The sequence below is a fragment of the Pantoea sp. OXWO6B1 genome (genome assembly GCF_001641135.1).
Lineage (GTDB): Bacteria > Pseudomonadota > Gammaproteobacteria > Enterobacterales > Enterobacteriaceae > Pantoea > Pantoea allii.
In genome coordinates this window covers 2,888,637-2,910,371 of the sequence record NZ_LWLR01000001.1, presented here as the reverse complement: position 1 = coordinate 2,910,371, position 21,735 = coordinate 2,888,637, and the positions used below count along the sequence as shown (strand labels likewise).

Below are 21,735 nucleotides of genomic sequence, written 5' to 3'. Positions count from 1 at the left end.
TCGTGTTCCTTAAACTAATCCAAACATACTCATGGTGCTATTCATCTGCGCCATGGCCTGTTGTAACTGGGTAAATTGTTTCAGATAGCGGTTATAAGAAGAGTTGTAGCGGGTATTCATGGCGTCAGTTTTGGTATCAATATCTTTTTGCTGACGATCGAGTACATCCTGACGGCTTTGTAATAATCCAGAGCTGGAATTAAGGTAGCGATCAAGGGATTTATCGATAGAAGACAGCAGACCTTCTTTGCCATTAAATAAGTTGGTCAGAGACTGTGGATCTTCCTTCAACACGGCCGTGAGCTTGGTATCATCAATTTCAAGCTTGCCCTCTTTATCGGCGGTAATACCGAAGGCTGACATCTGTTTACCACCAAAAACCTGACGCATGACCTGATTTAACTCACGATCAAGCGACACCATAGTGGCATCCCCAGCAAAAGCACCGCGCGTCTCCTCTTCACCACTGCCGCTTTTGGTCAGTTTGCCTAAGGTGTCCTGCAAGGTGTTATAAGCGTCAACAAAGGTTTTTAATTGTTCTTTGGTCCCTTCCGTGTCAGTTTCCACGGAGATCGTCAACGGCTTGCCGGCTTCTGTTGTTGATTTCAGATTTATGGTCACGCCATCAATCAGCTTATCCAGTGTGTTAGTACTGTTGGTGAACGTCATATCACCCATAGCAACAATGGAATCGGCCGCTTTGGAAATTTCCGTGGCATTGGCTGAATCAATGCCTGCCGTTCCCCCAATGGATATGGTGTTGGCAGCACCCGTTTCATCACTGCTGAACATCAGAGCCACATTGCCATCGGTGCGCATCAACGAAGCGGTTACACCGGGATTATCCTCATGATTGTTTATTTTCCTGGTCAGGTCGCTGAGTGTTTCCATGTCAGTGAGATCGACCGTGATGGTTTTTGCCGTCTCCCCTTCACCAAGCGTAATCTCCATCGTTCCGGACGCGTTTCTAATGGATTCGTCGGTCAGGTCGCTAAAGCCAATTTGGTGTGAGGAGGCAAGTTGCTTAACATCCAGGTTATAGGTGCCCTTTAACGCGTTCGAATTCGCCGTCACATTTGCAACACTGGTACTGCTGAGCGTTGCGCTGTTCTTCAACACGCCGTCGTTCGTGCTGTTTAAGCCTGACATCGCAGTGCGGAAATCAGTCAACGCCGTGCGTAATTCATTCAATGCCTTCTTTTGAGAATTCATTGTTGTCGTTTTGGTACTCAGCTGGTTTTGTAAAGATACGATGTCATACGCTGCCAACTGCTGAGCCAGGCTCTGCGGATCAATACTGCTAAAATCGGCCATGTCTATCTCCTTGTTCGCACCTGCTACTAAAATGACACTTCTGTATAGCAAGGTTCATGCCAACTTAATAATTACGTATTTACAATGAGTTATATTGAGCCACGGAAAGAAAACTTCCTTCCTCCTGGATAAAGGCGGAAGCGCTTTCCGCAAAAAAAAACACCGCGCAAAGCGGTGTTTTTTCTGACAGTGTGACTTAGCCCAGCAGGTTCATTACCATGCTTGACATGCTGTTAGACTGTTTCAGCATTGACATACTGGTTTGCACCAGCATTTGGTTACGCGTCATGTTCGATGCTTCTGAAGCAAAGTCAGCGTCACGAATATTGCTCAATGCTAAATCCGTGTTGTCTTTCATATTCGCCAGGTTAGAAGACGTATGACCCAGACGATTAATATTGGCACCTAATTTGGAACGCAGTGTACCCACCTGAGTCAGGGCATCTTCAACTTTGCCAATCATATCCTGCGCACCGGATGAGGTGGTTAATGCATCAGCGGTTTGTAATCCTGCCATACCGCTGGCACCAGTCACGCCGGTCAATTCCGCGCTGAAGTCGACTTCCAGTTTTTCATCTTTCGACGCACCGATCTGGAAGTTCATTGCTTTACTTAATTTGCCAGTGCTGCCAAACAGGCTTTCCCCGGCATATTTGGTGTTGTCCATAATGTTTGTCAGTTCTTTATTCAGTTCATCCATTTCAGACTGCAGGGCTTTGCGATCCTCTGCACCGTTGGTGTCATTCGATGCCTGGGTAGCAAGATCTTTCATGCGATACATAATGTTGCTCACCTCATCAAACGCGCCTTCAGCCGTTTGCAAAAGTGCAGTGGCATCCGAGATATTACGCTGAGCCACGTCCATGCCGTTCGTTTGCCCTTGCAGACGTGTGGCAATCTGTAAACCGGCTGCGTCATCGGCTGCAGAGTTAATACGTTTACCGGTGCCCAGGCGCTCCATCGCAGTAGAAAGCATACTGTTGGATTTATTCAGCGCGTTCACGGAAGCCATAGAAGAAGCGTTAGTAAAAATTGAAAGTGCCATATTTATAATCTCCTGGTGAATCTGCCTTTCAGATTCATTCATCTGGTAGTCCTATAAAACGGCACAGGGATTCGGCAAATTAAACAGGTGATGAAAATAATTTTATGATAAGAAAAAAAAGAACCAGGCCGTGCAATAAACAGGCACTAAAAATGCCTGTCAGACGACACCCAGGGGCTGAGGTTAATATTACTTACCTGGCATAGCGCGCTATTTCTCTTTCTTCATCCTGCACTGACAGCGCATTACAATATTGTTAATTTACGTCATAAAAAATCCCATTTCGCGTTATTAGTTAACGTTAAGCCTATTAGCGCTACAAGTTTGCAGCATCAAACCTTAATAATGTGTTGCGCATCACATTCTTTCGCGTGAAAATAGCCCCCCATAGGAAGTCGCCCTCATCCGGGCGATGCGGTACAGACTACACTTATGGCAGGTAAGCTAATAAGGAGGTCAATAAAAAGCGACGTTATTAGCCGAAATAATCAGGCCCCGTGGCAAGATCCGCAAGGCACACGAAAGAATAACGATTCATGTACGGTTAATAATATTCATCCGTATTATACTGCAGCTTGAAGATAGTCCATTCAGGAGTGGTAATTCACCTTTACCTAACATGTGTAAGACTCACTACGTTGTTAATAACTGGCTCCTTGACGTGCCATCTTGCTCAATCATCCATTTAAAATCGGGTGAGAAAAAACGTCTGGGTGAATTTCAATTAAAATTACTCGGTATTTTAGCTGAAAACGCGGGGAAAATACTCCTTCGTGATGAGTTGACTACGCTGGTATGGGAAGGCCGGATTATTGGCAACAACAGTCTGCCCAGTGCAATTCATGCGCTGCGTATTGCGCTTGAAGATGACGGTAAAACGCAAAAAATCATTAAAACCGTGCCGAAGAAAGGCTATGTGTTAGAAAAGAAATGGTGCCAGTCTTTTGAAAAAGATGTCACGGAGAGTGAACCGCCGCCTAAAACAGATGCCGATCTGGTTATCCCCGAGCCCGTCATTGCCATAGCGAAAAGCGACACGCCCACGCTTCCCCTTCTCTTGCCTTCACCCGCAACATCGCCGCTTCCCGGCTCAAATCTGCCCACCGCAGACGGCCCGATGCCGGGCCGCCATTCGCTGACCGGCTTTCTTATTATGCTGCTTGTCGTTGTATTCAGCGCGGCAATCAGTTGGGAGTGTGCGAACTCCCGCACTGCACGGTTGGCCGCTGTCGAACAGCACGCCGGAGAATACAGTCATATTCAAATGTATGAAATAGCCAGCCCTGACCGCACCGCGATCGATGAAGATCATGTTTATTTCAGCATTAAAGATACGCTTTTTGCTTTGAATGAGCAGATCAAAAGCAGGGGAATGACCCTGAAAATCTACTACCGTACACAGGATCAAACGCTCAATTACTCTTTTGCTTTAGCCAGTCAGTGTGACAACAAACAACTGGTTATGGTCATTTACCACTGGCGTACCAGTCATGCGCGGTCAAACAGCCTGATATTTAATGAAACAATGAGAAAAATGAATGAGATGGTTAGTTGTTCCTAAAGGAAAATGGCTTGGAGCCGGCGTGCTTTGCGCGGCGCTCGTTTTTGCATTTGTTTTCTATTTTCACCCCATTATCCCTGCCCCGCATCATGCGGGTGCTTCGTTGCAAATTGGGTTTTACGACGTGATGTCAGAGCGACAGGAGATTTATAACGCGGAGGTTAAAACCGAAGACGGCAAACATCTCGCGACAATAACCAGTGCGCAAGATAGCCACTTCATGCTTAAAACGAATTTTACGGAAACCAATGAGATCAGCGGACATCATTTTTTTTCTTACAATCCCGTCATCTACCAGCCTTCGCAATCAAATGCGATGCTTGAAGGCATGGCAGACATGTTGCAGCATACAGGTATCTGGGCACAAACGATGGATGTGCATGGGCAGCCCCTGATAGCAACTGAAAATGGCGTGCTCATACTTTACACGCCGCACTCCCCACCACCGCTTCCCCCTGCAAGCCCTTCTGAAAATCTGCACCCCCATGATGGCTGAAACATCAGGCCGGAACCCAACAAAGAGGGATAGGTTCCTGTTGGCGCGCGGTTAACCGGTTTCAGTGCGTCACCGTGCTTGCACGCTTTTATCCGCAACCTACCGCATTACCCCAGGATATTCCTGACGGTTGCTGCCCGAACGTTTCCCTGTACCGACAGCGCTTTTGACAGCAGTTGATACTGGTCGATGCTGTTTGCCAGAATCTGGCTCAGCGCACGGGACGTTTCCAGTGCCTCCTTTGGCGTATAGAACGTCGACATATCCTTGATGCGGGAGGAAACCCGCTCCTGATGATGATGCAGGGTTGTTCTTTCGCGGGTGATTTTGTTTAGCGTGTTCTGAAGCTTAGCCGAAGCACCGCGCGTCCATTGTTGGCTTAATAAACCGATTTCATCTTCGCAACTGGCTTCAGCCTGCGAAGTTAGCAGGGTAAATGCATCAGCAGGAAAATGCAGACCTTCACCGCGAACACTCAGGTATTGGTTTACCCGTGTCCACCGATCTTCACTTACCTGAAAAACACACTTGCCCTGATCGTTTAAAGCGGCGTGAATCCCCAGGCGTCCGAGCCCGATATTCAGTTGTATCAATGTCTGGCGAGGGGAAGGCTGCTGCGGTAAAGACACTGCCGTATATTCACGTTTATTCCCGCCCAGGGCAAATACCAGTATCTCCCCTCCTGGCTGTTGCAGGACGTTTTCTATCGCAGGCAACGTGAAATTAACATGGCTTTTTTGTTGCAGCGTCACGTTAAGATTTCGATCTACGGTGCCGCCTGAAGCCTGACTACGCTGTTGAAGCAGTTGGTGTAGTGACGCCAGCGGCGCGACGACATTGCCTCTTGCTGCCTGGTGACGCAGCACTAACAGGTGCTTCTCGGTTTCAGAAAGATAGTTTTCCGCCTGCTGCATGGCGGTCAGCTGGCGGTTGAGTTGAATATTGTAACGCAGCGGCCGACGGGAAAGCAGCGCAGCTTCTGGAAACTGCGCCACAACCGCACGATCGCGAGCTGTACGATCAATGGCCGTAATGGGCTGCGTCGTGTCGGCCGGCGTCCGGATAAACGCAGCCGTCGCCGACCCTGTGGTTGTTTTTAAGCCTATTTGCATGGCATCACAACATGCTGAACAGCGATAGCTCATTGATCATGCTATACGCTTTGTTGGTAATCTGGACGGAATTAACATACAGCTGCAAATTGATACTCGATGTTGCCAGGTCAGTATCCGACAAATCACTTATCACTCGCTCATTCGCCATGCTGACATCGACATGCGCATCCCCTACCATCGTCAGACGATTTTGGCGGCCGCCGAGTTCGGTAAACAGGGCGGCCACTTTATCGCGGCTGGTTGATGAAAGTGCAAGCACATCATCTATCTCACTTTGGTATTCCGTGCTCGGTATATCGGGGTTTTTCATCTTCTCACTCAGGTCTTTCAGTTTATTCAGTAACGCCAGGTCGTCACCTTCACTGGAAAATGCCTGAACCACATTGGTGTTCTCTGTAATGTTAACGCCATTTGCTACCGTTGTTTCACGCACGCCGTGGTTGCCCTGATAAAGATAAACGCCTTTCTCTTCATCCCAGACGATCGGCTGTGCATTCGTTTTCGTGCCAGAAAACACATAACCACCGCTTTCATTTTGGGCATTTACAGACGCCACCAGAGAATCCAGCATCGACGACAATTCGTTACCGAAACCTGCCATGTCGCTGCTGTTGTGCGTACTATTTGCGGCGACCAGCAACTTATCATTTAGCGCTAAAAGCTGATTACTCATTGCACTGACGTGGGACTCCTGAATAGCCAGTGAGCCACTCAGTGCCGTAATGTTCTTTTGATACTGCTTGATGGCTGCCTGCTCGCGGTTAAGTTGTACCATACGCGTCGCGGCGACAGGATCATCCGACGGGACGTTGACCCGCTTCAGCGTCGACATCTGCTCCATCAGCTTAATCAGGCGTGATCCGTTTACATTGAGCTGAGATTGCATGGCATCGGAATTATAAAGACTACTCACTCGCATAATTACGCTCCTTGCTGAGGTTAAAACAGGCCAAGTAAATCACCGAAAATCTGATTGCCTGTAGAAATGACTTTAATGTTTGCCTGATAGGCTTGCATGTAGACCTGCAGATTGATTGCCTCTTCATCCTGATTGACCGAGCTAAGATTGTTGCGTTGCAACTGCGACTGTTCATACACACTTTGTGCCGCCTCCAGCTCACTCTGCGATTTTTTACTGGCAATGCCGATGTTAGAAATAATCGCCGCCGCCCCTTCGTTAAGGCTCATGTTGCCCATTCCGCCGATATTGACCTTTTGATTTTTCAGATCGATCAACTTTTGCAGGTTATCCCCGTTCCCCTGCTCATCCGGGTTCGCAGACAGGGCCAGTTCATCCGGCTTAAGATCGTTAACCTTTAAGATGCCATCAGGGTTTTTCAGATCAAAAATAAACAGGGGCTTACCGGGTTCACCATTCTTGTCAAAACCCTGGGCCAGCTGTTCATTGAATACGTTGGTGAGCGCTTCGGCCATCCCCTGAATGGATGACTGCATGTCAGCCAGATCGCCGGTTTCATAGTCGTACAATGCGCCCAGCTGTCCTCCTGTCGAGGGCGTTAATGAAAACTCGCTTTCGGCGAAACGCAGACCTAACAGCTGATTGCCATTGCTGTCTGTGGTGATGTTTAGCTGCCCGGCGACATTGCCGCTGACGAGCGGCTGACCGTTTTTCATGGCAACGGTGTAACTGCCCGTGCTGTCTTCAGTCACGTTAATATCACTGTAGGTACTAAGCTGTTTTACCAGTTCGTCGCGTTGATCGCGCAGGACATTGCTATTCCCGCCCGTCGACTCCATCTGGATGATTTTTTGGTTATAATCCGCGATACCGGACGTCAGCGTGTTCATCTGCTCAACCAACGTATTACGCTGGCTCGCGATGGCGCTTCTCTGGCTATTGATAAAGTCATTCATATTATTGAAGCGCGTTGCCAGCGAATCTGCCTGATTGAGTAACTGCTGGCGGTTAGCTTCACTTTCTGGCTGGGTGGTTAACGCATTCAGTGCCGAAAAGAAGTCATCCAGTCCTGTGCCCAGACTGGTTGAATCTGTGCCAATCACCTTTTCCAGTGAGCTGAGATATTGATTGCTGAGGCTGTAATAGTTAGCCTGGCTGTTACTCTGCCAGACCTGATTGGTTAAATATTGATCGGAAATACGGCGTATGCTTTCAACCTGTACCCCGGCACCGCCTGATAATCCTCCCTGCCCCATAGTGACCACTGAACTCTGGATAATACCCTGACGACTGTAGCCTGACGTCAGCATATTTGAGATGTTCATTGAGGTGACACTCATCCCTAACTGGGCGGCCTGCAAACCGCTCCAGGCGATATTTATCATGTTCATTTTTTACTCCTGCCCACGGTACATTACGGGGAGCACAGGGGGCGCTAATTGCTGAGAATGTTGATTTAAAGCGACCCTGTCCGGTGCAATCTTAAGCGCCTCATCAGCCCGACTTCCCAGTTGTGAGATGATCATGTGTGCAATGCCGGTGCTACGTTGTGATGCCAGCTGAGAGGCCAGCTTGTCATCATAAAATTCCTGCATCATTCGCTGCTGTTTGCTGTCGAACGGATTATTGTTGTCCGCCAGTGCCTGAGAGGCTTTACGCATCTGTTTCATCATTGAACGTAGAAACATCGCTTCAAACTGCTCGGCGGCCTGCTCCAGATTTTGCGGTTTGACCTCACCACCCATGTCTGCTGGCAACATGTTTTTGCCAGAAGTAATCGCCTGTACCATGCGTTCTCCTTAAATCACCACCAGTTCTGCATCAAGCGCACCGGCTTCATGCAATGCCTGTAATATCGCCATGGTGTCATCTGGCGAAGCACCCAAACTGTTTATGGTATTCACGATACTGCGCAAACTGGTACCGGCGGCGATGGTCAGCATTTGCCCATTTCCACGATTCACATTGATGTCGCTGTCTGGCGTTACCGCCGTTTGCCCCTGACTAAAGGCACCCGGCTGGCTGACATTCGACGATTCACGAATAGTCACGGTCAGATTACCGTGGGAAACCGCTGCAGCACGCACCACGACGCCATCACCAATTACGACCGTGCCGGTACGGGCATTGAACACCACGCGCGGCTGCTGTTTGCCGGCATCGATTTGTACATCTTCCAGCGTGGACATAAATGCCACACGCTCGCCGGCCGACAAGGGAGCATTCACCACCACGTTGGTGGCGCTTTTTGCCGTTGCAGTTCCCGCCCCAAATGTGCTGTTCAGTGCCACTGCCACGCTGTTGGCAGATTTAAAACCAGGACGTTTCAGGTTGAGAATGACCTGATTATTTTGTTGAAAGTCAGTGGGGATTTCGCGTTCCACCGAGCCGCCATTGGGTACGCGACCTACCGTGGGCGTATTAATGGTAATGCTTGAACCACTGTTCCCTTCGGCTTTTACCCCACCTACCACCACATTCCCCTGAGCAAGGGCATAGACTTCACCATCCGCACCCCGCAGCTGCGTCAACAGCAATGTGCCGCCTCGCAAACTTTTAGCATCGCCGATGGAAGAAACGGTGACATCAATGTTCTGCCCGCGGGCATAACCGGGCGGCAACGTTGCGCTGATAGCCACTGCCGCCACGTTTTTCACTTTTGGGTCAATTTTGGTCGGCAACTGTACGCCAAACTGACGCAGCATATTGGTGACTGACTGACTGGTGAACTTCACCTGATTCTTGTCACCGGTACCGTCCAGGCCCACGACCAGGCTGTAACCGACCAACTGGTTACCGCGCACGCCCTGAATATCCACAAGATTCCCTAGCCGCTCTGCCCGTAAGCCGGGAGTGCATAACAGCAGCAAAATGAGTATGGCTTTACGCATAGCAGGCTCCATTAAATTGGGAAGAGTGGATGGTTAAAGAAACGGGTCAACCAGCCGGCGGAATTGGCATCACTCAGCGCCCCACGTCCGGCATAAGAAATACGCGCATTAGCAATGCGCTGGGATGACACTGAGTTATCCCGTTCAATATCGTCTGCACGGACCAGGCCGGTCACGCGCATATATTCATCCCCTTGGTTTAGGGTCAGCCATTTCTCGCCACGTACCGCCAGAACACCATTTGGCAATACCCGGTACACGGCGACAGTAATGGCGCCGCGCAGGCTGTTTTGCTGCTGGCTGGTCGCATTACCATTAAAGTTTCGGTTGCCGCTGACGGCGCCAGAAAATTTCTCCACTGTTTCACCTAAGGCTTCAGGAATGCCCAGCGCGACATCGTTTTTCTTATCGAAATTTGTTTTCGCCTGTTTGCTGGCCTGGGTGGACTCATCCAGTTTTACCGTCAGAATGTCCCCCACCCGGTAAGCCCGGCGATCCTGGATGAGTGACCAGTTATAACCGGCGTTATAAAGACCACCGCCCTGCACTTGCACGGGTGGCATGTGAAAATCTTCAGGTGGCGCATAGGCCACATCATCTTTATGCACCAGCAGTGCCGGGCTTTCACAACCTGACAGAAGCACTGCGATAAAGAGTAAAGCTATCTGCTTTTTCATTTCGTCTTCACTTCATGCATTACATCGACTGCGTAACAAATTTCATCATGTCGTCAGCGGCAGAAACCATTTTGGCGTTCATCTCATAAGCGCGCTGAACCGTGATCATATCGACCATCTCTTCAACCACCTGGACGTTTGAGCCTTCAAGTGAGCCTTGTTCAAGTTGACCAAATGCCTCTTCCCCTGCGATGCCCTCTATCGCTTCACCACTGGCTGCGGTTTCGCGATACAGATTGCCGCCAATGGCCTCAAGGCCGGCCGGATTGACAAAATTAACCAATGTGATCTGGCCCAGTTCCACCAGGTCGGTTTCCCCCGCTATCGTGGCCATTACCGTGCCATCTTTACCTATGTGGAGATCCGTCACATTATCGGGTAACTCAATGCGTGGGTTCAGCGGTAGCCCTTGGGAGTTGGTCAATAAACCATCAGCATTCTTTTGAAAAGAACCCGACCGGGTATAGGCCAGATCGCCATTGCTGTTTTCGACCTGGAAAAAACCCTGCCCGGTTATCGCCACATCCAGCGTTTGCCCGGTATTTTGAATGTTGCCGGTGGTGAACTCTTTTTGTGTGCCTAAAATTTTCACCCCGGTGCCAAACTGTATTCCGGTGGGAGACATATTGTTTTCGTCTAACTGACCGCCGGGAACACGCTGATTTTGATAAAAAAGGTCGGAAAACATGACCCTGTCACGTTTAAAGCCGGTGGTGTTGACGTTTGCCAGGTTATTAGAGATGGCGCTCATCTTGGCGTCCTGCGCCGCCAGGCCGGTTTTACTGATCCATAAAGCGGGATTCATGACGTTTCCTTTTCAGTTGTAACCACGAAATTAGCTATTACGCAGCAGGCGGTTGCCAGCCGTAGCCAGTTCTTCCGCCGCTTTCATCATTTTTATCTGTGCTTCAAACTGCCGATTCAGCGCAATGCTGGCGACCATTTCATTGATAGCCGATACGTTCGAGTTTTCGAGATGGCCCGCTACCACTTCCACCTCTTCGCTGCGCGGATTTTCATTGGCAGTGGTGACTAAAAAACCGGCGGCGTTTTTACTGAGGTCGGAGGCGGGAATATCCACCAGTTTGATACGATCAACATCCATCGGTGCCGCGATATTGCCGTCTTCGGCCACGATAGTAATGATGCCATCGTCGGCAATACTGACAGAGGAAAAAGCGGGCAGCACAATCGGGCCGTTATCACCGGACACGGGTAATCCATCAATGGTGAGATCCCCGTCCGGGCTCACGTCGATCTGGCCGTTGCGGGTGTAAACTTCGCGATTACCGCTGACAAGGGCAATCAGCCCGTTACCTTTAATCGCGATATCGAGCTCACGCCCTGTCTGACGTGTCGGGCCAGGCGTCATATCGATGCCTGCCTGCTGCTGCTGAACCAGATAGCGAGAGGAAAAACCTTCCCCTTGAATCTGTTGCGACAGCGCCTTATCCAGGTCATGCCTGAAACCAGGTGTATTCACATTGGCCAGATTATTGGCATGGATTTGTTGCTGAGACAGACTCCGCGATGCGCCACTGACGGCGGTATAGATTAAGTGGTCCATTACACCGCCTGGAAAAGCGCAGTCATCATGCTGTCATTGGTGCTGATGACCTTGGTGTTTGCCTGATAGTTTCGCTGTGCCGTCATCAGCGAGACCAGTTCCGACGTCAGGTCAACGTTAGAACCTTCAAGCGTACTTGAGCTAAGTGCACCGAGTAGCCCTGTGCCGGGCGTGCCCATCAGCGCCTCTCCCGACGCAGAGGTCTGGGACCAGGTGGTGCCATTCTGCGAAGACAAACCATTGGGATTCGAAAAGGTGGCCAGAACCAGTTGTCCTTGTAGCATCCGTTTTCCATTGGAGAAGGTGGCATAGACGCTGCCATCGCTTTCAATCGCTTGCCCGGTTCGTTCGCCTGACGTGTAGCCATTGCCATTGTTTTTGCTGACGGACAAGTCGGCCCCAAACTGCGTGGTGCCATTATAATTAATCTCAAGTTCAATCGCTTCAGCCCCCACAATGTTCGCAGTGACACTTACGCTGCCGTTAGGTACAGTCAGCCCGCCCTGCTCGCTAAAGATCATCTCTTGTGTGGCATCCAGCCTGGTATCATCCATGTAGTAGTGGACGGTCCATTGATTATCATCTGTTTTAACAAAGTACTGCTTCAGGGTGTGTTCTCGTCCTAAAGAGTCATATACCTGGCTTGCATAGGTGTGGTTATAAGATGACTCATCGGCAGGATCGAATGTGGTGGTTTCAGGTAAGGCGACGTTGGCGTTGAGGTTAGCCGTAAAATCGAGTGTGCTGGTCGCTTTCGCGGGGATAGAACCACTGCTGATATTAATATTGCCGATCGTTCCCGTTTGCACGACACCGTTGGCATCAACCGGATATCCTTGCAAATACATCCCCTGGTTATTCACCAGATACCCACTGCTGTCAATTTGCATATAACCGGCACGGGTATAGGATGTCGTACCGGAACTGTCGCGCAGCATGAAGAAGCCGTTGCCGTTGATTGCCTGGTCAAGGCTGTTGGAAGAGGAAAAAATGTCGCCGCTTTTGGAAATACTTTGAGCGAGATTCGTCACTCCCACACCAAGCGCTTGCCCTTCCGCATACTGTGAAGCAAACTCGGCCCGGCCGGATTTAAACCCTACAGTGCCACTGTTAGCGATATTATTTGAGATGGCCCCAAGCTGTTGGTTTATGGCATTCAGGCCTGAAATTGCGATATCAAAACTCATAATAGATCCTGGTTAACGTATAACTTGTTGATTGTTTAGTCGTCGGGTTGGCCAAACTGGGTAATCTTGTTGTAGGCGACCTCTCCCAGCCCAATGATATTCAACACCGTCGCGCTGCCATCCAGAGGAATGCGCACGTTGCTGACTCGTCCTCCGATTTCAACCGGGACGTGACTTTTTTCGGCGTCGGTCATGAGCGAAATGCTGTATTTACCTTCACTCAATCCCAATGCCTGCGGATTAATGTTGAAATTGACGTCGCCGACCTCTTGTCTGCCCAGCTCAATTTCGGTTTCCTTTCCTGTCTCATCTTTAAGGATCACCGTAACGGAATTGGCCGCATGATCGAGGGTGAATCGACCTTCAAGCGTGGTGACACCATCGCTATTGATCGTATCCGTCTGGACCATGACCTGTTGCCCAACCAGGTTGCCGGTTGTCAGGGTTTGCAGGTTGTCCATCAACACGGAATTGTTGGCCATAAGTTGAGTCAGGGTTTCCATAGACTGAACCTGAGTCAGTTGCGCAAGCTGCCCAACATATTCAGTACCGTCCGTCGGATTTAAGGGGTCCTGGTTTTGGATTTGTGCGACCAGCAATTGCAAAAAAAGGCTGTTCATTCCTGCCGCACTGTTGTCATTTGCGGAAACGCTGCTGCTACTGCCATAGGCGGTAGTAACAGATTGAGTGGAAACACCATTCACGCTCATCGGTTACGCCTCGCCGAGACGCAGCAGGCTTTGCTGCATACTTTTTACATTATTAAGCACGTCGACACTGGTTTCGAAATTGCGCGATGCCGACATCATGTCAGCCATTTCTTCCACCACGTTGATGCCGGGATACCAGACGTAGCCATCCTGGTTTGCCATAGGATGATTCGGTTCATAGCGCTGTAACGCATTGTCTGTTTCCACAATATCGAGTACCTGCACGCGCGCACCGGATAGCCCGTTGTGATTCATCAACTCATCGTTTTTATAAACTGCAGCAAAAACCGGACGACGCGCTTTGTACACATCGCCCTCCTCCAGCGCAGGGGTTTCGGCATTAGCCAGATTGCTGGCGATCGTATTCAGTCTCAGGGTTTGTGCCGTCATTGCTGAACCTGAAACGCGATAAATATCGGTAAAAGCCATTTCTCGTCACCTGAATTAATTACTTACCTTCTATAGCCTGCTTCAGACCGGTAAATTTCATGTTCAAAAAAGCCAGGCTCATCTGATAGTCCTGAACATTTTTTGCAAATTCAGCCTGCTCCACATCAAGCGCAACCGTATTACCGTCCGAAGCGGGTTGCCAGGGCACGCGATACCTCTCTTGCGCCGAGGTGCCTGGGAAATAACCCTGTTGTGAACGTTGCATCTCCGCGGCAAAATCAATATCTTTAGCCTGGAAATGCGGCGTATCAACGTTAGCCAGGTTTGCTGAAAGCAGTTCCGCCCTGGAAAGTCGAAGTGCTACAGCTTGCGGATGAACGCCCAAAGCCTTTTCAAAACTAATACTCACAACTCACTCCTTCGTGATAATGACCGCTGCGATAGCCTGTGCTGCCCCAACTAATAAGCAACTATCGTGCCAGGTTATTAACATCATGAATTATATAGTTTTTTGTAGGAAGTTCGTCGAAGAGAGGAAGTGTTTTTTCCGCAAGGAAGTCATCGTAATACTCAGCGTTTTTTGCCTGGCGGTGCCACCTGCTTCTGCCCAGTCGGTTAGCGCCTATAAACAAGTCTCTGTGCATGTGCGGCAAATGGCAGCAGAGGCGATTCGGAATGAGGCTAATCAGCAGCGCTGGCAGCGTTATCAGGCCAAATTAAACCTGTTTATCCCCGCTGAAGCTTCCCAACTTCCGCCTTGCGTTACGCCACTTAAGGCCACGCTTTCTGGAAGTGAGCGGCCTGACCTACGCCGGCTGCGCTATGACGTTCGCTGTGAAAGCGGCAAAGGTTGGGCGGTGCCTGTCACGGTAAAACCCGATATCTATATGCCGGTACTTGTGGCCAAAAACACCCTTGAACGTGGGCATATTGTTGGCCCTGCCGACGTCACCCAGAAAAAATTCAATATCACTCAAGTGCGCAGTGGTTACCTGACCCATCCTGACGATATAACCGGGCTTACACTGAAGCGCCGGGTGCGTGAAATGCAGGTGTTAACCCCGAACCTGTTCGATTCTCCGGTACTCGTTGAGCGCGGCCAGCGGGTAACGATGATTGCTGAACAGGATGGCGTTGAAGCCCGCACCACCGGGATTGCCATCAAAAAAGGACGTAAAGGCGAAATGATTAAAATAAAAAATGAAAACAGCGAGCGTGAAGTGAACGCCATCGTGATCGGTATGGGGATGGTCAGAACCACGCAGGCTGCCTCGCGTGAAAAAACAGGTGGCTGACGTTTAAGTTGACGCCCTCAAACGTCGCTTTGAGCAGGTAAGGCAAACGGAAGTCCAGCTTCCGCTTTGAGATGTGCATGACAGACCTGAACATGGAGCTACATGATGAAAATAACATCGACCCAATATGCAATGACCCGCGCGATCAATCAGGCCAACGCTACCACGCCTTCTCGCAGCGCAGGTCGTGAAGACATGAAAATTAGCCGTTCTGCCGCAATCGATCCGGTGATCGGAGAGGCTCAAACTAAACTCTCTGCTTTACCAGAGGTGGATATGGCGCAGGTGGCTGCTGTTAAAGACGCCATTGCCAATGGGCAAATTAGCATTGACCTGGATGCATTGGCCCACGCCATCGAGCAATATCATCAGAGGTAACCATGAGTAACGCCACACAGTGCGTAAAACAGCTGGTGCAGGATATGGTTGAAGATAATCAAACCTATGGCCAGCTTAAAGCCCTGCTCAGGGAGCAACGTCAGGCGCTGATTGCCCGCGATGTTGCTGAACTGGACCGGCTGAATCCGCAAATTTTTGCGCTTTATGAGCAACTCGCCCACAACAGCCAGCAGCGTTACCAGTTGCTGACCCAGTTGGGTATTCCTGCAAGCTCCAAAGGCTTGCGCCTGTTGTTTTCCCGCCTGCCTGCCAGGCACCAGGCTCAACTTGACCCACTCTGGCAGTCGCTGGAAAGCGTGGCGACAGAATGCCAGGCCCTGAATGACGGTAATGGTCTTGTTGTCAGTATGCAGCAGGACATACTCCAGAAACTGGTTAACGTAGGTGAACCCGAGAACTGGCTTTATCAGCAGGTTTAAGCCCGATCCAGGTACAGCTGACATACCGGGCGCCAGTGTCGCATCATTGGGCCGCGCGTTTTACCCGCCTTTTACTGATAAGCCGCTTAAAACGTCCTTTTCATTTTCTGTTTACCGGGGAGACGTCAGCACAGATTCTCCTGTCCGGCGAACGTTATCCGCACATTTATTCGATACAACATACTATGCAATTTATTGACTGGGCGACCTTTTCTCAGGTGATCTATATTAATCTGCCGCACCGGCGCGATCGTAATTTCCGCATGAAACGTCATCTGAGAGAACTGAAGGCACCTAAAGAGAAGGTCTTACGCTTTGACGCTATACAGGCCAGCCCCGGTTCGGTGGGATGTGTAAAATCACATATTGCGGTACTGGAAATGGCGATCGCCCAGGGTTGGGAAGATGTTCTGATTCTTGAGGATGATTTTGAATTTACCCATGATGCCCCCAGCCTGACGCGTCTCAATCTCTGGCTGCAAAGCCTGGGGAATGTCCACTGGGACGTGGCGTTTCTTGCAGCCAACTATCAACATGTTACCCCTTTGAAAAGTGTCGATTACCTGCTGCGCGTTAATCGGGCATGGTGTGCGTGTGCATATTGGGTTAAACAGCATTATTTTTCGCAACTGCTGGAAAATTTACGCCAGAGTCTGCGGTTTCTGGAACAGGGTGGCCAGCCACAACGCTATGCTCTGGATGTACACTGGTGGCAGTTAATGGCAAAAGATTGCTGGCTTGGCCTTTACCCTTGTGCAGGGTTCCAACAGGCTGACAGAAGTGATATTGAGCAACGGCATGTCGATTATCGCCCCCTGTTTTATAAATCACTGGAGGCTATTTGTTAACGCCGTTGCTTAAATCAATGACAATCCACACAGCAACATATAATCCGCACTGTCTTCACTGTCAGCCTCTGGGGTTTTATGCTGCTGCCAGCTAAACCAGGCGCTGGCCAGGATTACCAGATCGCGCGGCATCAACCGGTTATGATCTTCCAGCCACAGCGCGCACAACATTTTTAATTCAAATATCTGGCGAGTGAGTAACAGAAATGCATGACCATAATGTTGCCCACATCCACAGGGAAAGACCTCACCATAGAGACGATAAATCAACAGATTGCGTAAGATGTGGGGATGTTCGCTAAAGAATGTGTTGCTGGCAGCAAGGGTTTCCAGCGTTCGTAATCGTTGTTGCAATGCTGAAGGTGACATAACGGCCAGTTCGCTGAGTTTAAGCATCATACTCATTTTTTGGGTCGCGGGTAGATTAAGGTTTAAACGAAGCGCCCCCATCTGTGCCAGGGCATCGATGCGATTACTTTCGATTGACGGCAACATCCCATGTTGCTGCTCAAGAATGCCGTTATCCGCAAGTTGTGATAGTTGCTCCCCCATCGTGTCCAGCAGTTGCACGTCATGCTGCCCGTTGCTCTGGTGATGCTGGGTTTTACTAAGCAGCACGCCAATCGCATACAAACTGGTTTCTAAGGCTAATGCCGGGTGCACTGCCAGATTGATGCACTGTTGATTTAAATTTTCATCCCATTGCGTCAGTTCGCGACGATCCTGACATGGGGTCTGGGTGGTATGCAGGATAAAGGCCTGAGGATTTAACAGGATTTCCGTTGCGGCAGTTTCGCATCCTGCATTGAGGCTTTGCCGCTGCTGATTTTTAAGTTTAATGCTGACTCTCGGCCAGTCATCCTGCTCTGATGCCTGGCAAGAGGGACAACAACAGGGCGCTGGCATGGCATCGAAGCGAACAACATATTCTGGACGATAGTTTTCAATTAATTCCATTTGTAATACTCCGGCCGCCCGTTAAGCGGCACTGATTAGTGAGCTTTTTTTCGGAAAAACCAGTGAGTACAGTCGACAACCGCGCCATTAATGGGATCGGTTATTTCAGATAAAAAAGCGAAACCTGGCTGCAGACCAAGCCAGCAATGGTCCCGCATTTGCTCGGTCCAACAGGCATTCAGTGAATTCCCCTGCTGAATTGCCCGCTGGTAATGGGCAAGAAGCGTTGGGATATAGTTGCCATTAACGGCATAGGCGCAACCGCAGTCACCATCAGTAATCCGTGACACGCCAGGCAACGCGTTGAGGGGGACAACCCGATGATAGCGGCCACCCAGCAAGGTTACCTGCCAGTGAATATGCGGCAAACGGACTAACAGATGGTTAAGCGTCTTGAGCGATCGTTCTTTATGGACATAGCGTACCGCCGCGTCCAGCAGCAGTACGCTTGTCCAGTGGTGATGCAGCGCATGCGTTAATACCTCACAGTGGTTTGCCAGTTCTGCTGTGCTGGCGTCAGCGGCGCGGCGTTTTGCAAACGGCACTATCTGCTGCGGATCAACCCCAAGCAAGGTCAGTTTCTGCCGCTGCTGCTGCAGTGCTTCAGGCTGCGTGGCGTCATAAAGCACCGCGATTTTGTCAAAGGTTTGCCAGGCGACCACGGTGCTGAGTGGCGCCTGTCCCAGACGTCGATAGTGATTAAGCAAATTACGGTCGGTCACGAAGTCTTCCAGCGTTAAATTCACCGGTTGTGACGACCCCAGCACAAAGTCCTTATCGTAAGTATTGGCGCTGTGAGAGATGCACAGAATGGCCTCTTTGGGATCAATTTGCTGCACAGGTGTGGTGAAATTATTCAGAAATGCCTGCTCTTCAGCCAGCGTGGCACTGTCGTTATAGCGATGGTTCCTTAGGTAATTTCGGTGATAACCAAAGGTGCCGTTCAACGCGTGCCGTTCACCAAAAGAAACGGTGCGGTAGATTTTATCAAGATGGCTGTACCAGATATAAATCGTATCGCAGCCTGAGAAACGCGCGTTATTACGCTGCATCGACGCCACCTGGTGGCTGATTTTGCTGGGGGGATAATAGTCATCATCATCAAAACAGATAATGTATTCACCACGGGCCATATCATTGAGCATGTTGCGCTTTTTACCCAAATCCAGCCGAACCGGGCTGTGGACATAGCGCACATGTTGACAGGTGTGATCGACCAGCATCGCGATCAGATCTTCATTACTTTCAGCAGAATCATCCAGAATAATCAGTTCGCGTTTGAGCGCGGGATAATCCTGATACTGATAGATATACAGAAGATAAGGTAAAAAGGCCCGACGATTCCAGGTAGGGCATACCACACTGACAAAGGGTAATTCGCTGTTTCTTTTTTGCTGTCGGCGGTTAATCAGTGACCGCATCAGGGTTGGTGTTTCAGCCATCTTATTTCTGCCGTGATGTCTGTTGTCTCAACCAACTCTGCGTCGACAGCGCATCCGTGGTTTTTTGCTCACGTTGATCCTGGGCCTGCCTGAGCGTTTTCCTTCGTGCATCCATGACGTGTTCAATGCTCTTTTCCCGTCGAAACTCAGCCAGTAAATGGCGCTGTATTTTTTGTGCTTCGACGTTCGCCAGCGCCTGCTCCTGCTTTTGCCAGTCGATAACACGTTGCAGATTGCGTTTATACACCGACTGATTGCTCAACATCACCGCGTTTTCCTGGCTGGACTGCACGCTCTGCTTTAGCCCGGATAAAGCGTGAATGTTGTTTTCCAGGCGCTGGCATAGTCGCTGCTGACTGGCAAGTTTACGGGTAAGGTCGTTCACCGCGCGATGGCGCAGAAGGTGAAGTTGTTCAAGTGTGTGTATCAGTTTGCTCATGATGAATTATCCTGCTTTCGCCAGCATGTCTAAGTCAGAAAGGGTTTTCTCCAGCGATGCCGCATCCTGCACCTCCTGCTGTAAAAAACGGGCAATCGCGGGAGCGAGATTGACGGCTTTGTCTGCCATTGGATCTGCGCCGGCGACATAACCACCCAAGGGAATTAGAGGCTTAATATTTTGATACTCTGCGTAGAGTTGCTTGAGCGTACGCGCGTTACGCTGATGTGAGATATCCGTGACCTGGCTCATACACCGGCTGATGGACTGTCCGATATCGATGGCCGGATAGTGCCCAGCCTCTGCAAGATGACGCGATAATACAATGTGTCCATCCAGTACCGCCCGAGCACAATCCACAATGGGGTCCTGCTGATCATCGCCTTCAGCCAGCACGGTATAGATCGCGGTCATGGAGCCGCTGCTTTCGCTGTTTCCGGCGCTTTCTACCAGGCGGGGGATCAGACCAAATGCCGAGGGTGGATAACCTTTAGTGGCTGGCGGCTCGCCCAGTGACAGTGCGATTTCACGTTGTGCCATGGCATAACGGGTCAGGGAGTCCACCAGTAACAAAACATCTTTGCCTTTGTCACGATAATAGCTGGCAATGGTGTGGCACAGCTCGGTGGCTTTGATTCGCATCAGCGGGGATTCATCGGCGGGTGCCGCCACAATAACCGACTTACGACGCCCGATTTCCCCCAGTGAGTGTTCAATAAACTCTTTGACTTCACGCCCACGTTCACCAATTAATCCGACCACGACCACTTCCGCCTGGGTATAACGGGTAAGCATGCCAAGCAGCACGCTTTTGCCCACACCGCTGCCTGCCATCAGGCCAACGCGTTGGCCTTTACCGATGGTGAGCAAACCGTTAATGGCCCGAACGCCAACATCCAGCGGCGCCACGACGGGCTGCCGACGCAAGGGGTGCACTTGTGTCACCTGTTGAGGAAGCACGCTATCGCCTGACAGTTTGCCTTTATCGTCAATCGGTTCGCCAATACCGTTGACCACCCGGCCCAACCACTGGTCACCAATCAGAACCCCCTGCTGCTTGTCGAGAGGAAAGACACGTGCACCGGCAATGAGTCCGGAAGTGTGTTTAAAAGGCATCAGGAAGGTGACATCACGATCGAAACCCACCACCTGCGCATCAATCAGTTGGCCATCAATGCCTTCAATCTGGCAGAACTGTCCAACCGCCAGACGACATCCGACGCACTCCAGTAAAATGCCGGCCACCCGGACCAGGCGTCCTGCCACTCTGGCGAGATGGATCTTATCGATAGAGCGTAAAGCCTGTTCGAACGCGTTATCACTCATCATGGGTGTCCGGTAATAAGTTTTCTTTCAGCACGTCCATGCACTGGTCCAGACGATGCTGGCAGCCGACGTCCATTTCTGTCGTGTCAGTGATGACCCGGCACTCACCTGGGGCAAGCGTCGGCTCGGCCATCAGCCCCCACTGGGCGGTTTTTTCCGGTTCAGCTTCGCTAATACGACGATATTCATCGCTACTGAGCAGCACTTTGATCTGTTCTGGTCGCTGCGGTAATGCTGCAAGGGCTTCTTCGACAAGCGTCAAAATCTGCGTGGGTTGCAGCGTTAATTCACAACGGATGACCTGGCGGGTGACTTTTTCTACCAGTTGCAGCAGTTCTTCCCGACGGCGCTGTTCGTAACTGGCCATAAACGACGAGACACTATGAATAAGATTGTCCAGCGGCTGGGCCGCTTCCAGAAACTGCTGGCGGGCCTGAACTTTTCCCTCTGCCAGTCCCTTACGCAACCCTTCTTCAACACCAAGGCGAACGCCTTCCTGATAGCCTTCTTCTTTGCCCTCCTCCATGCCTTGCGCGAAACCACGATTCATGCCCTCTTCAAAGCCATGCTTCAACTGCGCGTGGACGGCGGCACTGCCTTCTTCAGGCGATAACACATCACTCTCTGATGCCTGCCGGCGTTTACGCAATGGCGGGAATTTATGCAGGCGCGGTTTAACAACGGCATCACGACTGTCAGTGAGTGCACTCAAGGGTAAACTGTGCTTTTTAAACATGG

General features: G+C 50.4%; 24 protein-coding genes and 1 pseudogene. 6 read left to right on the top strand and 19 right to left on the bottom strand.

Annotation, left to right across the window (positions count from 1 at the left end):
- Nucleotides 1-9: 9 nt before the first annotated feature.
- Nucleotides 10-1,314 (bottom strand): flagellar filament capping protein FliD, encoded by a 1,305-nt coding sequence (gene fliD / locus A6A26_RS15820; RefSeq protein ID WP_063879615.1) that lies wholly within the window; start codon nt 1,312-1,314, stop codon nt 10-12.
- Nucleotides 1,315-1,510: 196 nt separating this feature from the next.
- The gene (locus A6A26_RS15815) at nt 1,511-2,359 is read right to left on the bottom strand and encodes a flagellin N-terminal helical domain-containing protein (protein ID WP_063879614.1); all 849 of its coding nucleotides are present in this window, start codon (nt 2,357-2,359) and stop codon (nt 1,511-1,513) included.
- 661 nt (nt 2,360-3,020) lie between these two features.
- Between A6A26_RS15815 and A6A26_RS15810 the strand changes: the two genes are divergently transcribed.
- Nucleotides 3,021-3,920: a winged helix-turn-helix domain-containing protein gene (locus A6A26_RS15810; protein WP_253851894.1), complete on the top strand. Its 900-nt coding sequence runs from the start codon at nt 3,021-3,023 to the stop codon at nt 3,918-3,920.
- Nucleotides 3,898-4,416, top strand: coding sequence for a hypothetical protein (locus tag A6A26_RS15805; RefSeq protein WP_156506672.1), 519 nt, complete (start codon nt 3,898-3,900; stop codon nt 4,414-4,416). The genes A6A26_RS15810 and A6A26_RS15805 overlap by 23 nt, the downstream gene beginning before the upstream one ends.
- A 107-nt stretch (nt 4,417-4,523) precedes the next feature.
- Here A6A26_RS15805 and A6A26_RS15800 read toward each other — a convergent pair whose 3' ends face one another.
- From A6A26_RS15800 to flgB, 12 genes and pseudogenes are all read right to left on the bottom strand, one after another.
- On the bottom strand, nt 4,524-5,528 hold the full coding sequence (locus A6A26_RS15800; RefSeq protein WP_063879611.1) for a hypothetical protein: 1,005 nt from the start codon (nt 5,526-5,528) through the stop codon (nt 4,524-4,526).
- Between the two features lie 4 nt (nt 5,529-5,532).
- Nucleotides 5,533-6,450, bottom strand: a complete 918-nt coding sequence (flgL, locus tag A6A26_RS15795; RefSeq protein WP_063879610.1) for a flagellar hook-associated protein FlgL — start codon at nt 6,448-6,450, stop codon at nt 5,533-5,535.
- Nucleotides 6,451-6,470: 20 nt separating this feature from the next.
- Nucleotides 6,471-7,841 carry a flagellar hook-associated protein FlgK gene (gene flgK / locus A6A26_RS15790; RefSeq protein ID WP_063879609.1) on the bottom strand — a complete coding sequence of 457 codons (1,371 nt, stop codon included), beginning with the start codon at nt 7,839-7,841 and terminating at the stop codon, nt 6,471-6,473.
- 108 nt (nt 7,842-7,949) lie between these two features.
- A pseudogene (locus A6A26_RS15785) lies at nt 7,950-8,240 on the bottom strand (rod-binding protein); the annotation flags it as partial.
- Between the two features lie 9 nt (nt 8,241-8,249).
- Nucleotides 8,250-9,341, bottom strand: a complete 1,092-nt coding sequence (locus tag A6A26_RS15780; protein ID WP_074181019.1) for a flagellar basal body P-ring protein FlgI — start codon at nt 9,339-9,341, stop codon at nt 8,250-8,252.
- A gap of 11 nt (nt 9,342-9,352) precedes the next feature.
- Nucleotides 9,353-10,018, bottom strand: a complete 666-nt coding sequence (gene flgH, locus A6A26_RS15775; protein WP_063879606.1) for a flagellar basal body L-ring protein FlgH — start codon at nt 10,016-10,018, stop codon at nt 9,353-9,355.
- Between the two features lie 19 nt (nt 10,019-10,037).
- Complete coding sequence (flgG, locus tag A6A26_RS15770) at nt 10,038-10,823, bottom strand: flagellar basal-body rod protein FlgG (protein ID WP_063879605.1); 786 nt, start codon at nt 10,821-10,823, stop codon at nt 10,038-10,040.
- Between the two features lie 30 nt (nt 10,824-10,853).
- On the bottom strand, nt 10,854-11,585 hold the full coding sequence (locus A6A26_RS15765; RefSeq protein WP_063879604.1) for a flagellar basal body rod protein FlgF: 732 nt from the start codon (nt 11,583-11,585) through the stop codon (nt 10,854-10,856).
- Nucleotides 11,585-12,772 carry a flagellar hook protein FlgE gene (flgE, locus tag A6A26_RS15760; protein ID WP_063879603.1) on the bottom strand — a complete coding sequence of 396 codons (1,188 nt, stop codon included), beginning with the start codon at nt 12,770-12,772 and terminating at the stop codon, nt 11,585-11,587. Before flgE ends, A6A26_RS15765 begins: the two co-directional genes overlap by 1 nt.
- A gap of 35 nt (nt 12,773-12,807) precedes the next feature.
- Nucleotides 12,808-13,482 carry a flagellar hook assembly protein FlgD gene (gene flgD / locus A6A26_RS15755; protein WP_063879602.1) on the bottom strand — a complete coding sequence of 225 codons (675 nt, stop codon included), beginning with the start codon at nt 13,480-13,482 and terminating at the stop codon, nt 12,808-12,810.
- 3 nt (nt 13,483-13,485) lie between these two features.
- On the bottom strand, nt 13,486-13,911 hold the full coding sequence (flgC, locus tag A6A26_RS15750; RefSeq protein WP_063879601.1) for a flagellar basal body rod protein FlgC: 426 nt from the start codon (nt 13,909-13,911) through the stop codon (nt 13,486-13,488).
- Between the two features lie 19 nt (nt 13,912-13,930).
- On the bottom strand, nt 13,931-14,281 hold the full coding sequence (flgB, locus tag A6A26_RS15745) for a hypothetical protein (protein ID WP_063879600.1): 351 nt from the start codon (nt 14,279-14,281) through the stop codon (nt 13,931-13,933).
- Between the two features lie 85 nt (nt 14,282-14,366).
- Here flgB and flgA point away from each other — a divergent pair, with 85 nt between their 5' ends.
- From flgA to A6A26_RS15725, 4 genes are all read left to right on the top strand, one after another.
- Nucleotides 14,367-15,167 (top strand): flagellar basal body P-ring formation chaperone FlgA, encoded by an 801-nt coding sequence (gene flgA / locus A6A26_RS15740; RefSeq protein WP_082875193.1) that lies wholly within the window; start codon nt 14,367-14,369, stop codon nt 15,165-15,167.
- A 102-nt stretch (nt 15,168-15,269) separates the two neighbouring features.
- Nucleotides 15,270-15,545: a flagellar biosynthesis anti-sigma factor FlgM gene (flgM, locus tag A6A26_RS15735; RefSeq protein WP_244181288.1), complete on the top strand. Its 276-nt coding sequence runs from the start codon at nt 15,270-15,272 to the stop codon at nt 15,543-15,545.
- Between the two features lie 2 nt (nt 15,546-15,547).
- On the top strand, nt 15,548-15,985 hold the full coding sequence (locus A6A26_RS15730) for a flagellar protein FlgN (RefSeq protein WP_063879598.1): 438 nt from the start codon (nt 15,548-15,550) through the stop codon (nt 15,983-15,985).
- A gap of 35 nt (nt 15,986-16,020) precedes the next feature.
- Complete coding sequence (locus A6A26_RS15725) at nt 16,021-16,833, top strand: glycosyltransferase family 25 protein (RefSeq protein ID WP_082875192.1); 813 nt, start codon at nt 16,021-16,023, stop codon at nt 16,831-16,833.
- A 9-nt stretch (nt 16,834-16,842) separates the two neighbouring features.
- Here the strand turns inward: A6A26_RS15725 and A6A26_RS15720 are convergent, their stop codons facing one another.
- The 5 genes from A6A26_RS15720 to fliH are packed head-to-tail and all read right to left on the bottom strand — an operon-like array spanning nt 16,843 to nt 21,733.
- Nucleotides 16,843-17,790, bottom strand: a complete 948-nt coding sequence (locus tag A6A26_RS15720; protein WP_063879597.1) for a hypothetical protein — start codon at nt 17,788-17,790, stop codon at nt 16,843-16,845.
- Between the two features lie 35 nt (nt 17,791-17,825).
- Complete coding sequence (locus A6A26_RS15715; RefSeq protein ID WP_253851893.1) at nt 17,826-19,232, bottom strand: glycosyltransferase family 2 protein; 1,407 nt, start codon at nt 19,230-19,232, stop codon at nt 17,826-17,828.
- Between the two features lies 1 nt (nt 19,233).
- A complete protein-coding gene (fliJ, locus tag A6A26_RS15710; protein ID WP_063879596.1) occupies nt 19,234-19,671 on the bottom strand; it encodes a flagellar export protein FliJ in 438 nt (145 codons plus the stop codon).
- A 6-nt stretch (nt 19,672-19,677) separates the two neighbouring features.
- Nucleotides 19,678-20,997: a flagellar protein export ATPase FliI gene (gene fliI / locus A6A26_RS15705; protein ID WP_063879595.1), complete on the bottom strand. Its 1,320-nt coding sequence runs from the start codon at nt 20,995-20,997 to the stop codon at nt 19,678-19,680.
- Nucleotides 20,990-21,733 carry a flagellar assembly protein FliH gene (gene fliH / locus A6A26_RS15700; RefSeq protein WP_063879594.1) on the bottom strand — a complete coding sequence of 248 codons (744 nt, stop codon included), beginning with the start codon at nt 21,731-21,733 and terminating at the stop codon, nt 20,990-20,992. The genes fliI and fliH overlap by 8 nt, the downstream gene beginning before the upstream one ends.
- Nucleotides 21,734-21,735 lie beyond the last annotated feature (2 nt).